The 25,642-nt window shown below is 64.0% G+C and carries 18 protein-coding genes and 1 tRNA gene; 7 read left to right on the top strand and 12 right to left on the bottom strand.

The genetic code is table 11. The annotated features are described in order from the left end of the window. Positions 1–34: 34 nt before the first annotated feature. From J8I26_RS01230 to J8I26_RS01205, 6 genes are all read right to left on the bottom strand, one after another. A complete protein-coding gene (locus tag J8I26_RS01230; protein ID WP_245200013.1) occupies positions 35–8,029 on the bottom strand; it encodes a calcium-binding protein in 7,995 nt (2,664 codons plus the stop codon). An 82-nt stretch (positions 8,030–8,111) separates the two neighbouring features. Continuing rightward, positions 8,112–9,815 (bottom strand): ATP-binding cassette domain-containing protein, encoded by a 1,704-nt coding sequence (locus tag J8I26_RS01225; RefSeq protein ID WP_209603299.1) that lies wholly within the window; start codon positions 9,813–9,815, stop codon positions 8,112–8,114. A 41-nt stretch (positions 9,816–9,856) separates the two neighbouring features. Beyond that, positions 9,857–11,524 (bottom strand): biopolymer transporter ExbB, encoded by a 1,668-nt coding sequence (locus J8I26_RS01220; protein ID WP_209603297.1) that lies wholly within the window; start codon positions 11,522–11,524, stop codon positions 9,857–9,859. Positions 11,525–11,651: 127 nt separating this feature from the next. Further along, complete coding sequence (locus tag J8I26_RS01215; RefSeq protein WP_209603295.1) at positions 11,652–13,016, bottom strand: HlyD family type I secretion periplasmic adaptor subunit; 1,365 nt, start codon at positions 13,014–13,016, stop codon at positions 11,652–11,654. Next, the gene (locus J8I26_RS01210) at positions 13,013–13,789 is read right to left on the bottom strand and encodes a cell envelope biogenesis protein OmpA (RefSeq protein WP_209603293.1); all 777 of its coding nucleotides are present in this window, start codon (positions 13,787–13,789) and stop codon (positions 13,013–13,015) included. Before J8I26_RS01210 ends, J8I26_RS01215 begins: the two co-directional genes overlap by 4 nt. A gap of 14 nt (positions 13,790–13,803) precedes the next feature. Next, positions 13,804–15,345 carry a TolC family protein gene (locus J8I26_RS01205; protein ID WP_245200012.1) on the bottom strand — a complete coding sequence of 514 codons (1,542 nt, stop codon included), beginning with the start codon at positions 15,343–15,345 and terminating at the stop codon, positions 13,804–13,806. Positions 15,346–15,952: 607 nt separating this feature from the next. Between J8I26_RS01205 and htpG the strand changes: the two genes are divergently transcribed. The 3 genes from htpG to J8I26_RS01190 all read left to right on the top strand — a co-directional run bounded on the left by htpG (position 15,953) and on the right by J8I26_RS01190 (position 19,119). After that, positions 15,953–17,863 (top strand): molecular chaperone HtpG, encoded by a 1,911-nt coding sequence (gene htpG, locus J8I26_RS01200; protein WP_209603289.1) that lies wholly within the window; start codon positions 15,953–15,955, stop codon positions 17,861–17,863. Positions 17,864–18,002: 139 nt separating this feature from the next. Continuing rightward, complete coding sequence (locus tag J8I26_RS01195; protein ID WP_209603288.1) at positions 18,003–18,527, top strand: FUSC family protein; 525 nt, start codon at positions 18,003–18,005, stop codon at positions 18,525–18,527. Next, entirely contained in the window at positions 18,502–19,119 is a 618-nt protein-coding gene (locus J8I26_RS01190; protein WP_209603286.1) for a GNAT family N-acetyltransferase, read from the top strand. Before J8I26_RS01195 ends, J8I26_RS01190 begins: the two co-directional genes overlap by 26 nt. Before the next feature lie 83 nt (positions 19,120–19,202). On the opposite strand, the gene J8I26_RS01185 is transcribed toward J8I26_RS01190, so the two are convergent. From J8I26_RS01185 to J8I26_RS01175, 3 genes are all read right to left on the bottom strand, one after another. After that, complete coding sequence (locus J8I26_RS01185; protein WP_209603284.1) at positions 19,203–19,655, bottom strand: hypothetical protein; 453 nt, start codon at positions 19,653–19,655, stop codon at positions 19,203–19,205. 165 nt (positions 19,656–19,820) lie between these two features. Next, positions 19,821–20,264, bottom strand: coding sequence for an Mpo1-like protein (locus J8I26_RS01180; protein ID WP_209603282.1), 444 nt, complete (start codon positions 20,262–20,264; stop codon positions 19,821–19,823). 52 nt (positions 20,265–20,316) lie between these two features. After that, positions 20,317–21,066, bottom strand: coding sequence for an SDR family oxidoreductase (locus tag J8I26_RS01175; RefSeq protein ID WP_209603280.1), 750 nt, complete (start codon positions 21,064–21,066; stop codon positions 20,317–20,319). Positions 21,067–21,301: 235 nt separating this feature from the next. Between J8I26_RS01175 and J8I26_RS01170 the strand changes: the two genes are divergently transcribed. Then, positions 21,302–21,844 (top strand): DNA-deoxyinosine glycosylase, encoded by a 543-nt coding sequence (locus J8I26_RS01170; protein ID WP_209603278.1) that lies wholly within the window; start codon positions 21,302–21,304, stop codon positions 21,842–21,844. Between the two features lie 7 nt (positions 21,845–21,851). Here the strand turns inward: J8I26_RS01170 and J8I26_RS22855 are convergent, their stop codons facing one another. From J8I26_RS22855 to J8I26_RS01155, 3 genes are all read right to left on the bottom strand, one after another. Next, entirely contained in the window at positions 21,852–22,505 is a 654-nt protein-coding gene (locus J8I26_RS22855) for a DUF4253 domain-containing protein (RefSeq protein ID WP_209603276.1), read from the bottom strand. A 30-nt stretch (positions 22,506–22,535) separates the two neighbouring features. Beyond that, positions 22,536–22,811: a hypothetical protein gene (locus tag J8I26_RS01160; RefSeq protein ID WP_209604851.1), complete on the bottom strand. Its 276-nt coding sequence runs from the start codon at positions 22,809–22,811 to the stop codon at positions 22,536–22,538. A 134-nt stretch (positions 22,812–22,945) separates the two neighbouring features. Then, the gene (locus J8I26_RS01155; RefSeq protein WP_209603274.1) at positions 22,946–23,767 is read right to left on the bottom strand and encodes a MetQ/NlpA family ABC transporter substrate-binding protein; all 822 of its coding nucleotides are present in this window, start codon (positions 23,765–23,767) and stop codon (positions 22,946–22,948) included. 208 nt (positions 23,768–23,975) lie between these two features. Between J8I26_RS01155 and J8I26_RS01150 the strand changes: the two genes are divergently transcribed. The 3 genes from J8I26_RS01150 (at position 23,976) to J8I26_RS01140 (ending at position 25,640) form a co-directional block, all read left to right on the top strand. Then, entirely contained in the window at positions 23,976–24,800 is an 825-nt protein-coding gene (locus tag J8I26_RS01150; protein ID WP_209603272.1) for a spermidine synthase, read from the top strand. A gap of 170 nt (positions 24,801–24,970) precedes the next feature. Further along, positions 24,971–25,046, top strand: a tRNA-Lys gene (locus J8I26_RS01145). 126 nt (positions 25,047–25,172) lie between these two features. Further along, complete coding sequence (locus J8I26_RS01140; RefSeq protein WP_209603270.1) at positions 25,173–25,640, top strand: GDP-mannose mannosyl hydrolase; 468 nt, start codon at positions 25,173–25,175, stop codon at positions 25,638–25,640. Positions 25,641–25,642: the final 2 nt, after the last annotated feature.

Below are 25,642 nucleotides of genomic sequence, written 5' to 3'. Positions count from 1 at the left end.
GCCCGTTGCTTCGGGCGGTGCAGCGGCGAGGACATCACGCCGTCACCAGGTGGATACGCGCGATTTCCTGGTTGCTGGCATTGTAGAACGCGTAGTCGGTCGTGCCCGGGAAGTACACGTAATGGTCCGACCCGTTGGCCATGATCTGCAAGCTTTCCGTACCGTTCATCTTCACCGTCAGGATGTGCGACGTACCGCTGGCGATGCCCATGTTGATGACGTCGGTTGCGGTAATGACGATATTGGTCGCGCTGCCGGTAGTGACGTCCAGCGTTGTAATGCCGCTGACCTTGCTGGAGAAATTGCTCAGCGTCAGCGAGCTGCCGAGATCGTCGAAGTGCAGTGTCGTGGTGCCGGCCACGCCGTTGATGGAAGCAATGTTGGACGTGCCCGTGTCCTTGTTCACCATGTCGCTCTGCGCGCCGAGCGAGCTGTGCGAACCGGCGCTGACGTTGATCAAATTGCTGCCGCTGCCCACCGTCACGGAGTTGCTGCCGCCCTCCAGGACGTTGTAGACGTCTTGCCCCGTCGTTGCGCCGCCGCCGTTGAGCACGTTGGTCGTACCCGTGCCCTTCGCGGTCAGGATGTTGGCGTTGGTGTCTCCGGTCAGGGTGCTGTTGACGTTGGCGCTACCGGTCAGGTTCGAGATGCCCGAGTAAGTATCGTTGTTGGCGTCGCCGCTGGTGCCGCCGTTGGTCGCCAGGCTGGCCACGATCGCGCCTCCTGTCGAGAACTCATAGCTCACCGTGTCATTGCCGCCGCCGCCGACAAACCTGTTGGTGTCCGAATTGCCTACGAAGATGTCGTTGTAGGCGCTGCCGGTCACGTTCTGAATATGCGCGTACGTGTCGTTGGCCGCATAGCCGTTGGCGCCGGTGTTGTGGAACAGGTCCACCGTTACCCCCGATGTCGAGCGTGCGTAGCTGACCGTGTTGTTGCCTGCCCCGCCATCGAAGAAGTTGGTCTGGCTGCTGGCGAAGAAGGTGTCGTTGTAGTCACTGCCGACGACGTTCTGGATATTCACGTACTTGTCGCCGATGGCATAGCCGCCACTGGTGCCGCTGCCGTCGGTGGCACTCAAGTCCACGGTCACGGCCGCATTGGAGTGCGAATAGTTCACCGTATTGGTGCCTAGTCCACCGTCGAAGCTGTTGCCCTGGTCGTTGGCGAAGAACGTATCGTTGTAGTCGCTGCCCAGCAGGTTGTTGATGTAGATCAGCTTGTCGCCCGTTGCGTCACCGCCGGTGGTGCCGGTGCCGTCGGTATAGTACAGGTCGACCGTGACGCCGGCACCGGAGCCGGCATAGCTGGCCCAGGTCGACGCGCGATTGGCCTGTACGCCGCTCAAGCTGTCCGCGCCAGCGCCGCCGGTCAACACCGACTTGGTGCCAACGGTGGCAAAGCCGGTCAGCGTGTCGTCGAAGGCGCTGCCGATGACGTTTTCGATGCCGACGTAGGTATCGCCCTGCGCATAGCCGTTGCTGCCGGTACCGATCGCCGTCGACAAATTGACCGTCACCGCGGAAGTGGATCGCGCATAGCTGACTGTGTCAGAGCCGCTGCCGCCGTCCAGACTGTTGGCCTGGTCGTTGGCGATGAAGATATCGTCCTTGCTGCTGCCGATCAGGTTGTCGATGAAGCTCAGCTTGTCGCCCGCGGCATCGCCGCCCGAGGTGCCGGTACCGTCGGTGAAATTCAGGTCCACCGTCACGCCGCTGCCCGAGGTCGCGTAGCTGGCGTAGGTATAGGCGCGATTGGCCTGCACCCCGGTCAAGGTATCGCCGCCGCTGCCGCCGGTAAGCACCGACTTCACGCCCACGGTCGCGAAACCGATCAGCGTATCGGCGCCGCTGCCGCCAATGGCATTCTGGATGTTGGCGTAGGTATCGCCGTTAGCGTCACCGTTGCTGCCTTGGCCGGTTGTCAGATTGACCGTGACCGCCGTGGTCGAGGCGGAGTAGCTGACGGTGTTCGAGCCGGCGCCGCCTTCGAAGTTGTTGGCCACATTGCTGGCGATGAAGGTGTCGTTGCCGCTGCCGCCGGTAGCGTCCTGAATATTGGCATAGGTGTCGCCGTTGGCCAGGCTGCCCACACCACCCTGGCCGCTGCCGGCGGCCAGGTTGATGGTCTCGTCGACGGCGGAGTTGGCATAGCTCACCCGATTGTGGCTACCGCCGCCGCCGTCGAACTTGTTGGCCGCTGCGCTGGCGATGAAGACATCGTCGGCAGAGCCGCCGGTGGCGTCCTGGATGTTGGCATAGGTATCGCCGTTGGCCAGGCTGCCCACGCTGCCTGTGCCAACATTGTTGAACAGGTCGATGGTTTCCGACACGGTGGAGTGCGAATAGTTGACCCGGTTATGGGTGCCGCCGCCGCCGTCAAAGCGGTTGGCGTCCGCGCTGCCGTAGAAAGTATCGTTGCCGCCGCCGCCGGTGATGTCCTGAATATTGACGAAGGTGTCGCCATTGGACAGGCTGCTCGTACCGCCGCTGGCAGTACCGGTGTACAGGTCGACGCTTTCGTCTACCGTCGAGTTGGCATAGCTCACCAGATTGTGAGAACCGGCCGCGCTGGCGCCGCCGTCGAACCTGTTGGCCGCTGCATTGGCGACGAAGATGTCGTCCGCCGAGCCGCCGGTCACATCCTGAATATTGACGTAAGTGTCGCCATTGGCCAGGCTGCCCGCGCCGCCGGTGCCCTGGCCGGTGAACAGGTTGACCGTTTCAGAGACGGTGGAGCTGGCGTAGCTCACACGATTGTGCGAACCCGACGTGCTGGCGCCGCCGTCGAAATTGTTGGCCGCGGCGCTGGCAATGAACAGATCGTCGCCGGAACCGCCGGTGACGTCCTGGATGTTGGCGTAGGTATCACCGTTGGCATAACTGCCTGCGCCGCCCGTACCTTGGCCTGTGATCAGGTTCACCGTTTCCGACACGCTCGAATTGGCGTAGCTCACACGGTTATGGGTACCGCCGCCGCCTTCAAAATTGTTGGCAGCCGTCGAAGCGACGAAGGTGTCGTTGCCGGCGCCGCCGGTCACGTCCTGGATATTGGCGTAGGTGTCGCCGTTGGCCAGGCTGCCCACGCCGCCCGTACCTTGCCCGGTCACCAGGTTGATGGTCTCGTCGACGGTGGAGTTGGTATAGCTGACGCGGTTGTGCGACGTCGCCGTGCTCACGCCGCCGTCGAAGTTATTGGCCGCCGCGTTGGCGATGAACAGGTCATCAGCAGAGCCTCCGGTCACGTCCTGGATGTTGGCGTAGGTGTCGCCGTTGGCCAGGCTGCCCACGCCACCCGTGCCCTGGCCGGTGAACAGGTTGACAGTCTCGGAGACGGTCGACGTGGTGTAGTTGACGCGATTGTGGGCGCCGCCGCCGCCCTCAAAGCTGTTGGCTGCGGTGTTGCCGTAGAAGGTGTCGTTGCCGGCGCCGCCGGTCACGTCCTGGATATTGACGTAGGTATCGCCGTTGGCCAGGCTGCCCACGCCGCCCGTACCTTGCCCCGTCACCAGGTTGATGGTCTCGTCGACGGTGGAGTTGGTATAGCTGACGCGGTTGTGCGACGTCGCCGTGCTCACGCCGCCGTCGAAGTTATTGGCCGCCGCGTTGGCGATGAACAGGTCATCAGCAGAGCCTCCGGTCACGTCCTGGATGTTGGCGTAGGTGTCGCCGTTGGCCAGGCTGCCCACGCCACCCGTGCCCTGGCCGGTGAACAGGTTGACAGTCTCGGAGACGGTCGACGTGGTGTAGTTGACGCGATTGTGGGCGCCGCCGCCGCCCTCAAAGCTGTTGGCTGCGGTGTTGCCGTAGAAGGTGTCGTTGCCGGCGCCGCCGGTCACGTCCTGGATATTGACGTAGGTGTCGCCGTTGGCCAGGCTGCCCGCGCCGCCCGTACCTTGCCCCGTCACCAGGTTGATCGTCTCGTCGACGGTGGAGTTGGTATAGCTGACGCGGTTGTGCGTGCCGCCGCCGCCGTCGAAGTTGTTGGCCGCCGCGCTGGCCACGAAGGTGTCGTTGCCCGAGCCGCCCGTCACGTCCTGGATATTGGCGTAGGTGTCGCCGTTGGCGAAGCTGCCGACGCCGCCGGTGCCCTGGCCGTTGTACAGGTTCACGGTCTCGTCGACCGTCGAATGCTGGTAGCTGACCCGGTTGTGCGACGTGGCGGTGCTGGTGCCGCCGTCGAAGTTGTTGGCGACCGCATTGGCGATGAAGGTATCGTCGCCGGATCCGCCGGTGGCGTCCTGAATGTTGACGTAGGTGTCGCCGTTGGCATAACTGCCGACACCGCCGGTGCCTGCGCCGCTATACAAATCGATGGTCTCGTTGACGACCGAAGGCGCGTAGCTGACGCGATTGTGGCTCCCGCCGCCGCCGTCGAAATTGTTGGCGGCCTGGCTTGCGACAAAGGTGTCGTCGAACCCGCTGCCGGTCAGATCCTGGATATTGGACAACTTGTCGCCGGCGGCATATCCACCGGACGTCCCGGTGCCGTCGACGTAATTCAGGTCCACCGTGACGGCGGCATTCGAATTGGCGTAGCTGACGCGGTTGTGGGAGGCGGCAGTGCTCACGCCGCCGTCGATGGTATTGGCATCCGCGCTGGCGATGATCAGGTCGTCGGATGCCGATCCCACCACGTTCTCGATGCCGATGTAAGTGTCGCCATCGGCAAAGCCGCCGGTACCCGCCCCGGTCACCAGGTTGACTGTGACGCCCGCGTTCGAATAGGCGTAGCTGACGGTGTCCGAACCCTGCAGGCCGTTGAAGACGTTGTGATTGTTGTCGGCGATGAAGGTGTCATCGTACGCCGTACCGATCACGTTCTGGATGTTTGCGTAGGTGTCGCCGTTGGCGAAGCCGTTGCTGCCGGTGCCATGGAACAGGTCGACCGTGACGCCGTTGGCGTCGCTGGCCTTGGCGTAGCTGACCGTGTTGGTGCCGGCCCCGCCCTCGAAGGCGTTGGCTGCCACGCTGGCAATGAAGGTGTCGTCGAAGCCCGACCCGGTCACGTTCTGAATGTTGGCGTAGGTATCGTTGTTGGCATAGCCGCCCGAACCGGTGCCCTGCACCAGGTCGACGATCACGCCGGCATTGGACGACGCGTAGCTGACGCGGTTGGAGCCGGCGCCGCCTTCGAAGTTGTTGTCCGCCGCGCTGGCCACGAAGGTGTCGTTGTAGTCGCTGCCGGTAAGGTCCTGGATGTTGGCCAGCTTGTCGCCGTCGGCGTAACCGCCGGCGCCGGCGCCTAGCACCAGATCAACGGTCACGCCGGCATTCGATGCCGCGTAGCTGACGCGGTTGTGCACCGAGTTGCCGCCGCCGTCGAAGCTGTTGGCCGCGGCGCTGGCGACGAAGGTGTCGTCGTAGACGCTGCCGATGATGTTCTGGATATTGGTGAACGTATCGCCCGCGGCATAGTAGCCGCCGGTGCCGGTGCCGATGGTATTGGTCAGGTCGATGGTGACCGGGCCGACCGAATACTGGTAGCTGACCGTGTTGACGCCACCGCGGCCGTCGAAGCTGTTGGCATCGGCGCTGGCGTAGAACATGTCGTTGTAGTCGCTGCCGATGACGTTCTGGATGTGCGCCAGGACGTCGCCGTCGGCATAGCCTCCGAAGGTGCCGGTGCCGTCGCTCTTGGTCAGGTCGACCGTCACCGCCGCGTTGGAGTACTGGTAGCTGACCGTGTCCGAGCCGCCCAGTCCGCCGTTGAAATTATTGGCCGCGGCGCTGGCAATGAAGGTATCCGAGTACGAGCTGCCGACGATGTTCTGGATGTTGGCGTAGGTATTGTTCTGCGCGTAACCGCCGCTGCCCGACTGCGTGATCATGTTGACGACGACCGCGCCGGTCGAGCCGCCGTAGTTCACCGTATCGGAACCGCCTGCGCCGCCGTCGAAGTGCAGGCTGTCGGGGCCCGCGAAGAAGGTATCGTCATGCGAAGAACCGATGACGTTCTGGATGTGGTTGTAGCTGTCGCCGTCGGCATAACCGCCGGCGCCGCGGCCGGTCACCAGGTTGACCGACACGCCGCTGGTCGAGCCGGCGTAGCTCACCGTATCGTTGCCGCCGGTGCCGCCGTCGAAGCTGTTGGCGTCGGCGTTGCCCACGAAGGTGTCGTTGTAGGCCGAGCCGATCACGTTCTGGATGTTGGCGTAGGTGTCGCCGGCGGCCGAACCGCCGCTACCGCTTCCGGCCAGCAGATTGACCGTCACGCCTGCGCCGGAGCTGGCGTAAGACACCGTATTGGAGCCGCCCCTGCCGTCGAACCGGTTGGCGTCGGTGCTGGCGATGAAGACGTCGTTGTAATCGCTGCCGATGGCGTTCTGGATGTGCGTGTAGGTGTCGCCCTGGGCGTAGCCGCCGCTGCCGGCGCCGGTGATCAGGTTGACCGTCACCGCCGCGTTGGAGAACTGGTAGGACACCGTATCCGAACCGCCGCTGCCGCCGTCGAGGCGGTTAAGCGAACCGTTGGCGATGAAGGTGTCGCTGTAGGCGCTGCCCTTCAGGTTCTGGATGTTTTGCAGCGTGTCGCCCTGGGCATCGCCGCCCACTCCGGTGCCGTTGACCAGGTCAATGGTCACGCCGGCGCCGGAGTTGGCGTAGCTGGCGGTATTGACGTTGGTGCCGGTGCTGTTGACGCCGCCGATGATGCGGTCGGCGCCGGCGCCGCCTTCGAAGAAGGTGTTGCCGGTGCCGCCGTAGAGCGTGTCGTTGCCGGTGCCGCCGTACAGCAGGTCGTTGGCATTGCTGCCGTAGATGGTGGTGCCGGCGTTGTTGCCCGCATGCACCTCATGCGGCGTACCCTGCGCGGGCAGCACCAGCACCGCGTCGCCGGTGGCCGGGTCGAGGTAGTTCAGGTCGCCGTAGGCAGTGGCGTCCTTGACCGCCACGTGGCGCGTGTCGTTGAGCGTGAGCTGGCCGCTCGACGTCCCCACCACGGTGGTGAAGGTCAGGTCGAACGACTGGTGCACCGGCGAAGAGGTATCCGCATCCACCGTCTGGTACTGCAGCTGGATGCTGAATTCCTTCTGCCCCGAGGTGACGGGGACGGAATACTTCCCGCCTCCCAGGTCGGTGCCGCCGACGACGGTCATGTTGGACGGCACACCCGACACTTCCACCGTCAGCACGTTACCGCTGCCGCTGATGGTGACGTTGAAGACCTTGCTGAACGCGCCGGTGTTGTTGCCGGCGGCGTAGATCGTGGTGACGTTGTTGGCGGCGTTGAGTACCTGGGTGCTGAACTGCTGCGTCAACGAAGCGTCGGTGGCGGACAAGGGCACGCCGGCGCTGCCGTACATGGTGGCGCCGTCGGCCGAGTAGGTGATGCTCGCCACGTTGACCAGCTTGACCGCCTGCGTGGGCAGCGACGGATCGAGAATCGTGGTCGGCGGAATCACGCCCGGACGCTCGGGCGGCTGCTGCACTTCCACCGGGCGCACCGGCGCGTCGCTGGTGCTGGCGCTCTGCGAGGCCACCAGCGCCGAAGCGGCGGTGGCGGTCGAAGCCTCGGCGGTGGGCTGGGTCGGCACCGACAGGTTCTGCGTGCCGTTGGTGGTCAGCGAACCGGCGTTGTCGGTAATGATCTTGGACAGCTGGCTGATACCGTCGCTGCCCACGCTGGCGGCGTTGCGGTCGGTACTGACGTGCTGCGTGCTCTGCACCGAAGCGTCGGTGGCGACACGATCGGGCTGGGCGATCGGGTCGGAGTTGAGGATGCGCGACTGGTCGTTGGCCGCCAGCGTGATCTTGCCCACGGCGTCGAGCAGCTTGCCGGTGTCGGAGCTGGTGTCGGAGAACTTGACCTTGGACTTGTCATCCATGGCTTCCATGGCGCCGCCGGCCAGCACCACCTTGGTGCCGTCGGTCATGTGCAGCACCATGTCCACGTCCACCACCTGCACGCGCTGGACTGCGCCGCGCGGCGAGTTCAGCTGGAAGCTGCCATTCTGGTCGGGCATCACCACCCGCACCGGGCCGGTGATTTTTTCCGCGGAGTTCGCTTGTGATGAGCTTGCGGTTGCCATGTTCCCCTCGCCGTCGAAGATCAGTTCAAAGTTGTTGATTCATTCCATCGTCCTGCCCCTCGACAGGACGATGCTATTGGTTCTACTGCAGGATCTGTTCGCGCGGCCCGTCGGCCACGATGCGTCCGCCGTCGATCACGACGATGCGATCCATATGCCGTAGCAAGGCCGGACTGTGCGTGGCCACCACCAGCGTGCGGCCGCTGGCGAAGCCGATCATCCGTTCGATGATGCGCGCCTCGGTTTGCTGGTCGATGCCGGTGGTCGGCTCGTCCAGCAGCAAAATGCGCGGCACGCTCGCCACCACCCGCGCCAGCGCCACCATCTGGCGTTGCCCGCCGGAGAGATTGCCGGGCGCCTTGAGCATCTGGTCCAGGCGCAGCTCGCCGCGCGCGATCAGGTCGTCCAGCGAGGACACGCCCAGCGCCGCCTCGTAGACTTGGCCGGGCACGCGGTCGCCGACAAAGATATTGGCCGCCACGGTGCCGTCGAAGATGAACGGCTCCTGCGGCTTGAAGCCGATACAGCGCATGCGCACCTCGGGCGCGTAAGCGGTCACCGCCACGCCGTCGATCAGCACGTGCCCTTCTTCCGGCTTGTGCAAGCCGGCCAGCGCGCGCAGCAAGGTCGACTTGCCCGAGCCGGAACGACCGACGATGCCCACCTTCTCGCCCGGCTGAACGGTCAGCGACACGTGCTTGAGCGTGGGCGCTTCCTTCTTGTCCAGATGCAGCATCAGGTTACCGACCTGGATCAGGCCGCGCATTTCCTGGCGCAGCACATCGGCGGTGACGGTCTGCTCTTCTTCACCGAACAGTTGCTCGAACTCGGCGCGCGCGCGGCGGAACATTTCGATGCGGCCGAGGAAGGCCGACAACGACGACAGCACCGAAGTAGCGCGGCTGATCAGCAGCGAGCCCGCAATCAGGGCGCCCACGGTGAGCGCGTTGTCTTCCACCAGATACACGCCCACCACCAGGGTGGCCACGGAAATGAAGGTGTAGCCCACCGTCGCCACCGCGTAACCGGAGTTCATCCAGAAGCGGCTCTTGGCCTGCGCCACGGCGTTGGCGGCGGCGTCGGCCAGGAAGGAGCGCATCAGGCGATCCTGCAGCGGCGTGGTCTTGAGCGTCTCCATGCCGTAGACGATGCTGGCCATCTTGTCGACCTTGCCGGTGCCGGACTTCATGGCGGCATTGGCGTAATCGTTGGCGGGCACCTTGAACAGCAGCTGCGCGCCTACCAGCAGCGCGCCGCCCACCAGCAGCACCCACACCAGATGGCCGGCCACCAGGCCCAGCACCACCAGGTACAGCACCAGGAACGGCAGGTCCACCAGCAACAGCATGTAGTTGGAGGACATCAGGTCGCGCGCCGAAGACAGGTCGCGATAGCGCGCCAGCACCACGCCCACCGGCGCGTTCACCTTGGCGTTGAGCATCCGGCGCGCCGATACTTCGTCGAACTCGACGTCCAGCCGCCCCGCCAGTTGCTCGGTGTAATACACGCGGATCAGACGCAGCACCAGCTCCAGCGCAATGAACAGCAGCATGCCCAGGGTCAGCGCCCACAGGGTTTCCGGGATGTGGTTGCCGATCACCTTGTCGTACACCAGCCGCGAATACAGCGGCATCAACAGGCCCAGCAGGTTGACCACGATGCCGGCCACGATGATTTCCACGAAGCGGCTGCCATAAGCGCGCAGCAGCGACAGGTATGTCGGATCCTGGCGCAGGTCCTGGCGGGCCTGCGGCTGATCGATGTGGACCTGTTCGCTTTCGTTCATCGTCAAATGCTCCGGTTGCTCCGTGCCTGCGCGCTAGGCGCTCAGGGCTGCGCGCCGCGGTTGGCGGACATCTCGCGAATCGCTTCGCGCAGTTCCAGGCGCAGGTCCTTGACCATGGTCTGGCGGCCGCTGCGCATTTCTTCAATCACGGTCTGCCAGTTGATGTTCTGGCGCATCAGCGCCTCGGTGATCGAGGTCAGCGATTGCGGGATCGCGCCCAGGTTCTTCACGCGGTCGTTCTGGGTGGCCATGTGCTTGGCCAGGTCGATCTGCAGCTGGCGCGCCGACAGCGCGTCGCGCGCCATGTTGCTGGAGTTCTCGCCGATGGTGTTGCCCAGTTCGTTCAGGCGCGCCGCCACGGTGGACTGGATTTCGCCCTGGTACTGGATGGCGCCCATCTCGTCGGCCAGGCGGATCGAGATCTGGTTCAGCAGCGTCGGCAGCTGCGCGATGTTCTGCGCGCTCTTCTCGTTCATGTTGGAAATTTCGCTCTGCTGCGCCTGCAGGGAGGTCATCGCCGCCGACATCGCGAGCTGGCCGGCCTGGATGTTGGAGACGATCTGCGGCAGCACTTCGAAGGTGCGGTTGGCGATGTCGCCATTCACCGAGAGGCGTTCTTCCAGCGCCGACAGGCTGTCGTTGAGGTCGCGCGCCGAGGTGATCTTGTTGTTGATGATCTGGCCGACGTTGCGGATCTCTTCCAGCGTCAGCTGCGCGGTTTCATGCATGCGCGGGCCGAAGGCCACCAGTTGGCGCAGGTTGCGCGACTCTTCCATGCTGTCGTTGAACAGCTGGACGATGTTGTTCAGGCGCTCGTTCAGGCCTTCGAGCTTGATGCCGGCCTGCAGCGAGGCTTCCGAGCTGTTGCGCGCGGCCATGATGGATTCGCGCTGCAGCACCATCAAGTCTTGCAGGAACTCGGCCAGGAAGGTTTCCGAGACGCCCTGGCGCTGGGTTGCCGCCGGGCCGCTCATATCGTGGATCACGTGCTGCACCATGTCGCTGATGCACTCGCGCGCGCGCGCCACCAGCTTCTTGCCGGCCCCGCGCAGCGGGGTCAGCGTCAGGCCCAGGCAGAGCGAGCCGATCAGGCCGAACATCGAGGCCGAGAACGCGGTGCCCATCGACGCCAGCGGCTTTTGCAGGTCGGCCACCAGGCGCATGAAGGAGGCGTCCATGTCGCCGCCGCCGGCGGCCTTGCCGAAGCCGTCGATCAGGGCGGCGGTGCCGACCAGGGTTTCCAGCAGGCCGATAAAGGTGCCCAGCAGGCCCAGCGCGATCATGAAACCGGTCAGGAACTGCGGGAATTCGGTCTTGGCTTCCAGGTGCGCCTTGAGGTCATGCAGCGAACCTTCGATGGTCTCCTGTTCGATACGCGAGGTCAGGCGGCCCTTGGTGCTGGCCACGCTGACCAGCACCTGGCCGATCTCGGTGCCGGCGAACTCGGGCGCCTGGACCAGGTCCTGCATCGACTCGCCGGCCTTGGTGCGGGCGTAGAACTGCATCAGCTTGTCATGCTCCCAGTTCACGCGGTAGATGTTGTAACCGATCAGGGCGATGCCGAACACCGCCACCGAGATGATGAACAGGTTCAGGAACGGGTTGATGTGGATCGCATGCAGGACGAAGTCCCGGAACAGGAAGGCTCCCACCAGCAGCAACAGCGTCGGGATGGCGGCAAGTGCATAGAATTGGCGTAGGTTTTTCATACTGGCGAAGTTCCGGGCGAATGGGTGCTAGCGGCGCTAGCGATACTGGAAATGAAAACGGACAACGCGCGGTTCGTCCGTGCGGCTGGGAAAACGGTGCAAAGGAAGTCGATGCAAAGGAAACGGCTCATCGCGGCTCCCTCATGGCGCTTTGCGAGAAGCGCGACAACGGCGACATCAGGTACTGCCACACTGTGCGGCGACCGACGATCATGTCGGCGGTGGCGGTCATGCCGGGCATCAGCGCCAGGTTGCGTTGCAACTCGCCGGCGCCACGCGTGACCTCGATCTTGACGCGGTAATAGCGCTCGCCGCGCTCTTCGGGCACGGTGTCGGCGGAGACTTCGGTCACCACGCCGTCCATCGCGCCGTAGACGCCATAGTCGTAAGCCGAAACCTTGACCCGGGCGCGCGCGCCGGTCATGAGCTGGGCGCGGTCGGACGGCGAGATCTTGGCTTCGATCACCAGCTTGTCGTCGCTCGGGGTCATTTCAACAATAGGATCGCCCGGCTTGACCACGCCGCCGACGGTATTGATCAGCACGCGGTTGACCACGCCGTCCATCGGCGCCTTCACCTCCGAGCGCGAGACGCGGTCGTTGCGCGACTTGATTTCTTCCTGCAGGCGCGCCAGTTCGGTCTCGGCGGCGGTCAGTTCGGTGCGGGCGTCGGAACGGAAGCGCGAGGAGGCTTCGCCCATCTTTGCCTGCGACTCGGCGATCGCCGCGTTCAGGCGCGGGATCATCGCGTTGGTGGCGGCCAGCTTGCTCTGCGCATCCTGCACGCGCGCGGCGGCCTGGATGTCTTCCAACTGGGAGGCGGCATTGCGCTCCAGCATGTTGTGGATCAGCTTGTACTGGCGCTGGGCCAAGTCGACTTCGCTGGTCAGGCTTTTCTGGCGGCTGACGGCTTCGCCCAGTTCCCCCTGGCGCTGCGCCGACTGCTCGCGCAGCACCGACAGCTCCTGCGAGAGCTTGGCGCCGCGCGCGGCGAAGGCGGCCTGCTCGCTCTGCACAGCCGGATCGTTGCGCTCCATGTCGGCCGGCATCTGCAGCGCCGCAGCGCCGGAAGCTTCGGCCGACAGGCGCGCGATCTTGGCCTGCAGGCCGATGATCTTGACCCGGCCCTCGCCAAGGTCGGCGTTGGCGCGCACGTCGGCAATCGAAATCAAGGTCTGGCCCTTCTTCACCGCCGCACCTTCACGCACCAGGATGGCGGAGACGATGCCGCCCTCCAAGTGCTGGATGATCTGGTTATGCTCGGAGGCGACGATGCGGCCGTTGCCGCGCACCACCATGTCGATCGGCGCAAACACCGACCAGATCACCAGCAGCGCCAGCAACACCGTGCACGCCAGCACCGCCATGCGTGGGCGCGGCATGCTGCGCAGCTCGCCCAGGCGGCGATCCAGGCGCGGCGCGAGACGGCGCATCAAGCCCTTGCCTCGGGAGGCAATCCCGTCAATGGCGTTGGGCTTGATCGACATGCTCATTTGGCTCCTGCCAGATATTGGACGATCACGCGCGAGGCGTTCTCGTTGCCGTTCTCGGCGGTGGCCACACGGCTCACCACGCGTTCCTTGTCGACGCCGGCGTCGATCAGGTAGTTGCGCACCGCGACGGTGCGGTAATAGGCGCGGCGACGGCTGTCGCTGTAGCCGCCCGAGCTGATCACGCCGGTCACCACGATCTTGCCCTGGCTGGACTTGGCGCGCTTGATCCAGTCGCCGATGCCGCGGTCCAGCGCCTTGGTGCCGTCCTCGGTCATCTGGGTCGAGTCGGCGTCGAAGTTCAGCACCACGGCCTTGTCATTGGCATCGATCTTCAGGCCCGGCGCGATCTCGTTCTTGGTCGGATCAGTCTTGACTTGGATCGCATTGGGGCTCGACGGCGGCGCAGCGCTGCGCATGCTGCCGGCGTCGGACTGCAGCGGCGCGGCGGCCAGCTTGGCCTTCAGGGCCGCCACCTCGCGCTTCAACTGCACCACTTCCTCGGCGCGATCACGCTCGGCCTTGCTGTCGGACTCGTTGACCTCGGTGCTGTCCGGCGTCTTGATCAAATCGTTGCGCTTGCTCTTGACCTCGCCCTGCACCGCCTGCGTCTGGCTTTGCGAGACCAGCTTGCTGACCTTCATCTGGGCCAGCTTCTGCGAGTAATAGAACAACGTGACGACGAACACCACGACCACGAAGATCATCACCAGCACCACGTTGGACAGCGCGTCCACGAAGCCTGGCCAGAAATTCTGTTCCTTTCCGCCCTCCATGCCTTCCCCTCGAACTATTTGTCTGCCTGCGCCGGCGGCGCGATCAGCGACGACGCCCGGCCGGTGTTACGCAGGATCTGGTAACTGATATCGGCCTGCTGGAACAGCAGGGCCGCAAAATCCATCCGCGCCTGGTAGGCCTGCTGATAGGCATCCAGCACGTCGAGCAGCTGCTTGCTGCCGGTCGAGAGCTGCTCCAGGAACACGTCGGCCACGTTGGCATTGGTCAGGTAGGCCTGGCGCGAGATGTCCATGCGCTTCCTGACCGCGCCCAGCGTGCGGTAATTGATCTCGATCTGCTCGCGCAGCTTGCGCTCCAGATCCAGCGCGGTGTTGCTCTTCTCGACGTACTTGGCGTCGATCTGCTTGGTGTAGTACATGTCGCTGCCGCCGTTGAGCAGGTTCATGGTCATCACCAGCATCAGGCGGCGGTCGGTCGACAGCTGCAGCGCGTTGGTGGAGGTGTCGATGGCGCCGCCGGCGCCGCGCGTCTTCTGCTGCGTCCACTCGACGGCGAAGGTCGGCGAGAACTTGGAACGCGCCGACTTCAGCTCCAGGCCGGCCGCCTCGACGTCGCGCCGCGCGGCGCGCACGCCGGGGTTGCTCTCGTAGACGTTGTTGAGCGCCAGCTTGGAACTGTCGGGCACCACCGGCATCATGTGGTCGGGCACTTCGACCTGCTCGATCTTGCGGCCGGTGATCTGGTTCAGCGAGACCATGGCCGACTCCAGCGCGCCCTCGGCTTCGGCCACGGCGGCCTGCGCGGTCAGCGAACGGCCGCGCACGCGCTCGAAGTCGATGCGGCTGGCGCCGCCGCCTTCCAGGCGCTTGCGCATGTAGTCCAGCAAGGTGTTCATGCGCTGCGCGTAAGAACGCGAGAACGACAGCGATGCATAGGCGCGCATCACGTCGTAGTAGGCCTTGATGGAGTTGTAATAGAGGGTCTCGCGGGCGTCGTCGCGGCGCAGGTCGGCGGCGTCGGCCAGCGAACTGGACTTGCGGTAGTCAAAAAAGGAGCCCGGCGCGAACACCGGCTGGCGGCCGATCACCGTCACGTCCCAGCGCTTGTGATCAGACGCCTTCTGGATCGTGCCGGTATTGGGATCGATGACCGAGGACGGCGAGGAATATTCCTTGCCCTTCTGGGCGCGCACGTCCAGCGTCGGCCCCAGCTGACCCAGCGCGGCCTTGGCCTGGTAACGCGCCTGGTCGGCCTGGGCCGACGTGGCGGCGTAGCTGTAGCTGTTGTTCAGCGCCAGGTCCAGCACCTGCTGCAAGGTCAGGCGCGGCACCGGATCGCCTTCGGGGACGATGGTCGCCTCCGGCAGGACGATGGTGTTGCCGGAAAAATCTGCATCGGACTGGCGCAGCAGCACCAGGATCTCGTCATCCGGGCTGGGGCCGAGCCTGGCGTCCACCGGCAGCAGCGCCGGCAGGCGTTGCTCGCCTGGCGCAGGGCCGACCGGATCGCGCCCGAGGCGGATCTGCGGCGGAAGGTCAAGCTTGTCGGGAGCGGGCGCCGCGCTCGGCGCCGAAAGCACGGGTGCGGCTGGCATGGTCGGCGTCGGCGCCGCGGCCGCGGACGGCGCGCGCGCCGGCGGTTCGGACAGCGGTGCCAGGTCTTCCGCGGCGCAGGCAAATTGGTGCGCGGTCAGTCCCAGGGAAATACCGAGTAAAAAACGCTTGCTTTTGAGCACTATCATCAACACGACGCACCGGCATCCCGCCGATCCATCGACCCCATCCAATGAATAAGAAAAAATCCGCGATCCCATGACGCGGATTCCGCTAATCACACACCGGCCTAGGTATTGTTCTTGTTGTGAGGCCCAAAGAAATAGTGATTATATGTCAACAAAACTTTGTATTTTGGCAAAAGTAATTTTAACACCCGCACATGGCAGGAAAATTACATAAAAACCTTAAAAAATCTTTTAATTTCAATTGACTTGATCGTTTTCAACGTCGGCAATTATCGTCATGCTGATGTCTATCCGCTATCAGGGATTTCCGAAAAATGACAAAAGCTTATAAAAGTCACTGAAAATGCGGTTGAAAAACCACAGGTCTTCCCTATATCTTGCCCATCCGCGATTGCTGCTCGCTATTGCAACTTTTTTCACTCCCTTTCGTTTCTACTGAACACTTAACAAGGAAATAAACGTGGCATCCGAAAAACAGACCATGGGCTTCCAGGCCGAAGTCAAACAGCTGCTGCAGCTGATGATCCACTCGCTGTATTCCAACAAGGAAATTTTCCTGCGCGAGCTGATCTCCAACGCCTCCGATGCATCCGACAAGCTGCGCTTCGAAGCCATCAACGACGGCAGCCTGTTCGAGGATGACCCGGAGCTGAAAATCACGGTCGGCTTCGACAAGGCGGCCCGCACCATCACCATCTCCGACAACGGCATCGGCATGAACCGCGAGGAGGCGATTTCTCACCTGGGCACCATCGCCAAGTCCGGCACCAAGGAATTCTTCTCCCGCCTGTCGGGCGACCAGCAGAAGGACGCCGCCCTGATCGGCCAGTTCGGCGTGGGCTTCTACTCCGGTTTCATCATCGCTGATCGCATCACCGTCGAAACGCGCCGCGCCGGCACCCCGGCCGACCAGGGCGTGCGCTGGGAATCCGAAGGCGCCGGCGATTTCTCCATCGAAGCAATTACCAAGCCCGGTCGCGGCACCGACATCATCCTGCACCTGCGCGAAGGCGAGGATGAGTACCTTTCCGCCTGGCAACTGAAGTCCATCATCCGCAAGTACTCCGACCACATCTCCCTGCCCATCCTGATGAAGAAGGAAGAATGGGACGACGAGAAGAAGGAAACCGTCGAGAAGGATGAGCTGGAAACCGTCAACCAGGCCAGCGCCCTGTGGATCCGCAGCAAGTCGGAGGTCACGCCCGAGCAGTACGAGGAGTTCTACAAGCACGTCTCGCACGACTTCGGCGCGCCGCTGGCCTACACCCACAACCGCGTGGAAGGCCGCAGCGAGTACACCCAGCTGCTCTACATCCCGGCGCGCGCGCCGTTCGACATGTGGGACCGCAACAAGCGCGGCGGCATCAAGCTGTACGTCAAGCGCGTGTTCATCATGGACGACGCCGAGCAGCTGATGCCGGTCTACCTGCGCTTCGTCAAGGGCGTGATCGACTCGGCCGACCTGCCGCTGAACGTCTCGCGCGAAATCCTGCAGGAGTCGCGCGACGTGCGCGCCATCCGCGAGGGTTCGACCAAGCGCGTGCTGAGCCTGCTGGAAGAACTGGCCAACAGCGACGAGCAGGAACAGAAGGACAAGTACGCCACGTTCTGGACCGAATTCGGCCAGGTGCTCAAGGAAGGCATCGGCGAGGACGCGGCCAACAAGGACCGCATCGCCAAGCTGCTGCGCTTCGCCTCCACCCATGGCGACAGCGACGCCCAGAGCGTCTCGCTGGCCGACTACGTGGGCCGCATGAAGGAAGGCCAGAACAAGATCTACTACGTCACCGCCGAGAACTACCAGGCCGGCAAGAACAGCCCGCACCTGGAGATCTTCCGCAAGAAGGGCGTGGAAGTGCTGATCATGACTGACCGCGTGGACGAATGGCTGCTGTCCTTCCTGACCGAGTTCGAAGGCAAGGAGCTGGCCTCGGTGGCCAAGGGCGGCCTCGACCTGGGCGAACTGGAAAACGAAGCCGAGAAGAAGCAGCACGAAGACACCCAGGCCGACTACAAGGAACTGGTCGAGAAGATGAAGACCGCCCTGGCCGACAAGGCCAAGGACGTGCGCGTCACCTTCCGCCTGACCGACTCGCCCGCCTGCCTGGTGGCTGACGAGAACGAACTGTCCGGCAACCTGGTGCGCATGCTCAAGGCGGCCGGCCAGAACGCGCCGGAGTCCAAGCCGATCCTGGAAATCAATCCGGATCACCCGCTGGTGCAGCGCCTGAAGTATGAAGAAGCCAAGTTCGGCGACTGGTCGCATATCCTGTTCGACCAGGCCCTGCTGGCCGAAGGCGGCGCGCTGGGCGATCCGTCGGGCTTCGTCAAGCGCCTGAACGACATGCTGCTGGGCATGGCCTCCAAGTAACACCGGACGCATTGCTACCGGCTGACGCCGCCGCGCTCCCCAGGGACGCGGCGGCGTTTTTGCTTGGGGCGCGAACCGCCGCCTTGCCCTGCCCGCGCATCCGTGGGTACCATCGAAGTCCCGTCAGTCCTTGCATCCCATGGAATTCAACTTCATCAACCCGCGCAAGAACGCGCTGGCCTATCTGGTCAAGATCCTGTCCGGCTGCCTGATCCTCTGGTACGGCCTGCGCGCGGCCGGCATCGCGGAGCCCTACTGGGCCATGATCTCGCTGATCATCGTGACCGAGCCCGACATGACGGTGGCCAAGGCCAACTTTCGCGCGCGGCTGATCAACACCCTCTCCGGCTGCGTGATCTCATGCATCGCGCTGGTGGTCTTCGGCCCGACCTTCCTGGCCATGCTGGTGGCGCTGACGGCTGCCGTGGTGGTGGCCATGCTGCTGCAGAACTATCCCAGCAACTGGCGCCTGGGGCCGGCCACGGTGGTGATCCTGCTGTCAGCCGCCTTCAGCGGCAGCGGGCTGAACCAGGAGCTGCACCTGGCCTTCATGCGGGTGGGCGAAGTGATCGTCGGCAGTACCGTGGCCTTGCTGCAGACGGTGATCTATATCTGGCTGGTCAAGCGCAAGCAGACGCATGACGAACAACCGCCCGCGCCCTGACGGCACGCAGTCGCCGGTCTCGCTGCGCGGCGAGCGCGTGCTGCTGCGCCCCTGGCGCGACGCCGACCGCGCGCCGTTCGCCGCCATCAATGCCGACCCGCGCGTGATGGCGCACTTCCCCACCGCACTTCCCCGGCCGGACAGCGACGCCCTGGCCGATCGCATCGAGGCGCATTTTGCAGAGCACGGCTTCGGCCCCTGGGCGCTGGAGATCCCGGGCGTGACGGAGTTCGCCGGCTTTGTCGGCCTGCTGCGGGTGTCCTTCAATGCCCATTTCACGCCGGCGGTGGAGATCGGCTGGCGCCTGGCCGCCGACCTGTGGGGCCGGGGCTACGCCGCCGAGGCCGCCGCCTGCGCACTGCGCCACGGCTTCACCGCGCTGGAGCTGCCCGAAATCGTGTCTTTCACGGTGCCGGCCAACCATCGTTCGCTGGCGGTGATGCAGCGGCTGGGCATGCACTACGACATCCGCGAAGACTTCCTGCACCCGCGCCTGCCGCCGGAGCATCCACTGCGGCTGCACCGGTTATACCGACTCGGACGGGAGGAATGGATGGAGCGGCAGGCCGGAGAACATTGCGAGCGCCCATGAAAAAAGCAGGACCGAAGTCCTGCTTTTTCTCATGCCTGGCTCTTGCTTGCCGCGCGCCGTTGCCGGCGACGCCGAACGCAAGATCAGTGCGTCACGCGGGTTGTGCGGCCGTTGGACAGCAGACGCACGCGCTCGCCGACGCGGAAGGGCTCGTCCGCATCCTGGGTAATGGCCCGCAACTCGCCGTTGTCCAGTTTCACGGTGATTTCCAGACCCGGACGATTGGCCAGGCGGGCTTCCGCCTGATTGCCCAGCACGCCGCCGGCCAGCGCGCCGACGATGCCGGCCGCCAACGCGCCGTTGCCGCCGCCGATGTTGGAACCAGCGGCGATGCCGCCCAGCGCGCCGCCGGCCAGGGTGCCGACGCCCGACGAACCCTTGTCGATGGTCACGTTGCGGATCGACTCGACCACGCCCATGCGCACGGTCTGTTCGCCCTGCGCCTGGCGGGTGTTATAGACGCTGGCCGAGTTCGGCTCGACGGCGCAACCCGCCACCAGGGCGCCCAATGCTGCGATCAAAATCAATTTCTTCATACAAAAACACTCCGACTGAAATAAGGCCCGGTCATCGGGCAGCGTGAATTGCCTGCGCCTCGCCGATCGGCATGATCGCGCTTTTCCCCGGGCGGCAAACAATTCTTTACATCTTAATACAAACCGGGCCGGTCGCCGAATCCGGCGGCCTTTTGCGCGCCGCGCTCAATAGCGGATCTGCCAGCGCCGGTACAGAAAACTCAGCACGAACAAGGGCCCGATCAACAGGAAGCGCAAGTCCTCAAAGAAGGACGGCTTCTTGCCCTCGATCTTGTGGCCGACGAACTGCCCTATCCAGGCCAGCACGAACACCACCGCCGACACCGGCAGCACCGCCCCCGCCGGCAGGCGCGCCAGCAGCACCAGCATCACCGTCGCCATGGCCAGCATGCCCACGGCGAACGGCGGCGACAGGCTCAGGTAATACGCCAGCGACGCCGCCGCGACCACCAGCGCCACCGCCGGCGACAGCGCCCAGCACAACCCGAGCAGGGAAAACACGATGGCCGGGATGCACACGCAATGGATGATCTCGTTCATCGGGTCGCGGTGACTCTCGGCATAGCGCGAAAGCAGTTCGTCGATGCGACGCTGTGGTGCGGTGTTCATGCCTGCCTCCGTTGCGGGTGGGTTGGTGGATGCGAACGACCTTGCGCCGGGCTCAGCGGCCGCCGGACACGTCGATGAAGGTGCCGGTGGCGTAGGATGACTCGTCCGACACCAGCCACATGATGGCGTTGGCAACTTCCTCGGCGCTGCCGCCGCGCTTCATCGGCACGGCGTCCTTGAGCCGGTCGACCCGGCCCGCTTCGCCGCCGCTGGCGTGGATGTCAGTATAGATCAGGCCCGGGCGCACGGCGTTCACGCGGATGCCCTCGGCGGCCACTTCCTTGGCCAGGCCGATGGTGAAGGCGTCGATCGCGCCCTTGGAGGCGGCGTAGTCGACATACTCGCCGGGGCCACCCAGCTTGGCGGCCATCGACGACAGGTTGACGATGGTTCCGCCCTTGCCGCCATGCTTGGTCGACATGCGCTTGACCGCCTCGCGCGCGCACAGCAGGCTGCCGGTGATGTTGGCGATCAGCACGCGGTTGATGCGCTCGGCGCTCATGGCGTCCAGGCGCGACTGGTGGTCCAGGATGCCGGCGTTGTTGATCAGCGCGGTGACCGGGCCCAGCTCCTGGTCCACGGTGGCGAACAGGCGCAGGATGTCCTCCTCCTTGGCCACGTCGCCGGCCACGGTGATGGCGCGAGCGCCGGCCTTGCGGATGTCCGCCGCCACCGCCTCGGCGGCGTCGCGGTTGGATACATAGTTGACCGCGACCGCATAGCCGCGCTGCCCCGCCAGTTTGGCCGTTGCCGCGCCGATGCCGCGGCTGCCGCCTGTCACGATGATGACCTTGTCTGCCATGTTCTTGTCTCCGTAGGAATAGGAAATGAAAGGGATTGCGCCTGTGCCAACCACGCCAGGATCGACGTTAAAATCGCCATTTTGCCGCAAGCAACAGCAAGGCGGGCGGCCGGGCGGACGCGCTGCTGCAGCATCCGCGCCCCCGCCTGCCCGCCCAGGCTGCGGGCGCCGCGTCATTGTGCCCTGCCCGCGCTGCGCCGGCGCAACCAATAAATATTTTCATCTCTCCATCGCCATGCCCGCCCGCAAACCCTTGCAATTCACCGCCGCCGATCCCCTGCTGGCCAGCTTCCCGCCGGTGGTTGCGGCCGACACCCGCACGCTGATCCTGGGCAGCCTGCCCGGCGCCGCCTCGCTGGCGGCAAGTCAGTACTACGGCCATCCGCGCAACGGCTTCTGGAAGCTGCTATCAGAGATCACCGGCGAGGCGCTGGTGGCCATGGCCTATGAAGATCGCCTGCAGACGCTGCTGGCGCATCGCATCGGTCTGTGGGACGTGATCGCCAATGCGCGCCGCATCGGCAGCCTGGACAGCGACATCCGGGACCATTCCCACAATGACCTGCTGACCTTGCTCCAGACCTTGCCCGACTTGCAGACCATCGCCTTCAACGGCGGCACGGCAGCCAGGATCGGCCTCAAAGCGTTGGGAGAAAGTGCACGCCGCTACCGGATCCTGTCGCTACCGTCGAGCAGCCCGGCGCATGCATCGCTGTCTTACGAACAAAAATTGGGGATATGGCGCCAACTGGCATCATCCGACGTCAGCTCAGCTTGATTCCAGCTCAATCCCACCAGAGGAACACGCCGTGATACTCGCGGATCGATGCCTCCAGCGCCTCCACTGTTCCGGCGCCCTGCTCCACAATGTCAGGACAGAACTCGTAGACCTCGCGGGCGAACGCTGCGAGGTCGGCCGGCATCTTGCGCAGTTTCAGCATGATAGTGTCGGTCCCGGCCTGCAGGATATCGATGCCATACTGCTGGTCCCACAGACGGAGATGTGCCTTCAGATCCTTGGTCACCATGCCGTAGTTGACGGCATCGGTTTGTGCGATGTCGAGAATGTCCAGCGCTTCGCGCCCGGGTCCGACCACGATCTCCGCCCCGACCGGCTTGGGCGAGGCCAGACTGTTGGTGGTGCCAACGAAGCTTAGCCATTGCGGCGGCAGCTCGCGGCGCAACGCCAGCATTTTTTCTTCTGCAATGTCTTCCGGTACCAGCGCCGATATCGCGCCGGCGTATTTATCTCTGCCGAAATCACGCGTCGAATAGGGACGCACTTCGGCGCCAGTCGCCTTTTGCAGCATGGCAGTTACCGCAGCAAAGTCGGGCGCAGCGGCTTGCGCCTCGTTATTCATCACCATCAGCAGTCCTATCGAAAGCAATTTTTTCAACATGAGATATTTTTCTGTGCTTGCGAACTTCACGACGGGCACGGCGTTATCCGCCTTGCCCCGACGCATCCGTCACTTTCGGAAGAAGAGATAGTCGTAAAACTCGCCCGAGAAGCCGCCATTGAAGATCAGATACTGCAGCGCCTTCGCAAAGAACACGATGCCCGCGAAGACGATGGCCAGCTTGATGCAGAGGATGAGATTTTTGAGCATGGGCGCAGTGTAGCCGAGCGATGCGGCGGTTGCGCGCCATGGCTGATAAAAAAGCCGGCCTTGGCTTGGAGACAGTGCAACGACGCTGGGCCCCGCCCTTCGCCGGGACGACAGGCAGGAGATGAATCGTCCCAACGGGGATTCAAGTTTTCTCTACCGTGTCGCCCGGCGCAGGCCGGGACCCAGCGTCGTGTGTCATGCCTATGATGACAATGAAAAGCGCTTAAAGGCCTACCCCCAAGTCAAGTCGGCTTGCCTCTCAGCAGCAATCAGAATGCCGGCACCAGCGATCCCTTGTATTCGGTCTCGATGAACTTGCGCACCTCCTCGGACTGGTAGGCGTGCACCAGCTTTTTGACCCAGGGCTTGTCCTTGTCATCGGCGCGGGTGGCGATGAGGTTGGCGTAGCGGCCGCGCGGGTCTTCCACGGCGATGGTGTCCTTTTGCAGCGACAGGCCGGCCTTGAAGGCATAGTCGTTGTTGATCGAGGCGGCGGCCAGGTCATCCAGCGAGCGCGGCAGCTGGGCCGCGTCCAGCTCGACCAGCTTCAGCTTCTTCGGGTTGTCCACCACATCCAGAGGCGTGGCGTTGACGCCGTTCTCGCCCACGCCGGGCTTGAGCTTGATCAGGCCGGCCTTCTGCAACAGCAGCAGCGCGCGGTTGCCGTTGGAGGGATCGTTCTGGATGCCGATCGAGGCGCCATTGGGCAACTGGTCGATCGACTTGTATTTCTTGGAATAAATACCCAGCGGCGCGGTGATGGTCAGGCCCACCGGCACGATCTTGTAGCCGCGCGCCTTGATCTGGCTGTCCAGGTAGGGCTGGTGCTGGAAGGCATTGGCGTCCAGGTCGCCGGCAGCCAGCGCGGCGTTGGGCTGCAGGTAGTCGCTGAAGACCACGGTCTGAATCTCCAAGCCTTCGCGCGCCGCGACTTTCTTGACGACCTCGAAGGTGGCCTCGGCGTTGCCCACCGAGATGCCGACCTTGATCTTGTTCTTGTCCTGCGCCAGGGCGCCCTGCGGCGCCAGCGCCAGCGTGATCGTCAGCGCCGCGGCGGCGCCTGCCAGTCTTGCCAATGGTGCGAATTGCATGATGTCCCCGATAAGAATGAGGATGGCATCCTCACACATGGGCTTGCGCCGTAAAACGAATGAATCCGCATGAGCATATGCGGCTGGCGCTGCAAAGTCGCAATGCGTGCGCCGGAGCGTCGGCGGCGGCATGCGGGGATGCATGTATCATTCGGCATCCGCGGCCCTTTCTCCTCCCGTGCCGGCCGCCGCCACATTACTCCACACCATGCTGATCAGAAGAAAATCCATCGAAGCCCAGGCCAACACCAAGGCCGGCCCCAACCGGCGTAGCCGCCAGCTCGAAGCCGACGCCGCCAAACCGCGCAAGCCCAAGTTCGTCCCGGTGACGCTGTCCGAGCTGGACGGGGTGCGCTACCTGCATTTCGGCACCGAGTGGGTGCAAGGCGCCATGCGCATCCGCAAGCCGGACTGGATCGAGCTGGAATACGCCCAGCAGATGATGGCCTGGATGCTCTTCAACCCGTCGCCGCGCCATATCGTCCAGCTGGGGCTGGGCACCGGCGCGCTGACCAAGTACAGCTATCGCGAATTCCCGCAGGCCCAGGTCACCGCCGTGGAGCTGAACCCGGCGGTGATCGCCATCTGCCACAGCATGTTCAAGCTGCCGCAGCCGGACGAGCGCCTGATGCTCATCGAAAGCGACGCCATGGACTTCATCGTCCACGCCGCCGGCCACGGCATCATCGACGCCCTGCAGGTCGACCTGTACGACGCCACCGCGCGCGGCCCGGTGCTGGATACGCCCGAGTTCTACCAAGCCTGCTACGACAGCCTGGCCGAAGGCGGCGTGATGACGGTCAACCTGTTCGGCGACCATCCCAGCTATGCCAAGAACCTGCGCGCCATGGAATACGCCTTCGACACCGTGGTCTCGTTGCCTGAGGTGCACGACGGCAACGTGGTCGCGCTGGCCTTCAAAGGCAAGCAGGAATTCAACTTCGTCGACCTGTACGCGCGTGCGGCGTTGATCGAGGCGCAGACCAAGCTGCCGGCAAAATCCTGGGTCAACGGCATCAAGAGCGCGCTCTGACGCGGCTTTAGGGCCGGTTGCTACCGAACTCGGCCCCTGTCGTTCCACCGCCGCCTCAGCAAATCGCAAATATTTTTAAGATTTTTCAAAAAAGGGCTTGCGGAGTTTAAAAGGCCCTCCTATAATGCGTCCTCTCTTGCAGCACTAAGCAAACAGCGAAGTGAAGCAACGGGGCGTTAGCTCAGTTGGTAGAGCAGCGGACTCTTAATCCGTAGGTCCACAGTTCGAATCTGTGACGCCCCACCAGAATACAAAGCCTTCCAAAGATTTCTTTGGAAGGCTTTTCTGCTTTTGGCCTGCGCCACGCCTGCTGTTTGATACTGCCGATGTTCAGCACCGTCTTTTGATCTTCAAGCTCATCAGGATCCCCGCATGAATCTGCCCCCGGACGACTTTGCCCTCGTCGTCGACTCCACGCCGCTGGTGTCGATCGACCTGATCATCCGCAATGCCGGCGGCGATGTCTTGCTGGGCCACCGGCGCAACCGGCCGGCGCAGGATTTCTGGTTCGTGCCGGGCGGACGCATCCGCAAGAATGAAGCATTAAAGGATGCCATTCGCCGCATCGCCCGGGTCGAGCTGGGCATTGCGCCGCAGGACTGGGAATTGCTGGGCGCCTTCGATCACATCTACGACGACAACGCGCTCGGCCGCGCCGGCATCAATACGCACTATGTTGCCCTGGGATGCCGCTGCATCCTGCCCGACGGCAGTCGCATCACGCCGGATGCGCAGCACGCCGAACTGCGCTGGTGGCCGCTGGAGGAGCTCATGGCGAGCCCGCTGGTGCACCTCAACACCAAGCGCTATTTTGAGACGGCGCCGGCCAACAAGCTCTGAAG

Origin of the sequence: Herbaspirillum sp. LeCh32-8 (genome assembly GCF_017814915.1) — a bacterium.
In the GTDB taxonomy this organism is placed as follows: domain Bacteria; phylum Pseudomonadota; class Gammaproteobacteria; order Burkholderiales; family Burkholderiaceae_D; genus Herbaspirillum.
Note: the sequence above shows the minus strand (reverse complement) of the source record. Positions and strands in the feature narration are given on the sequence as shown.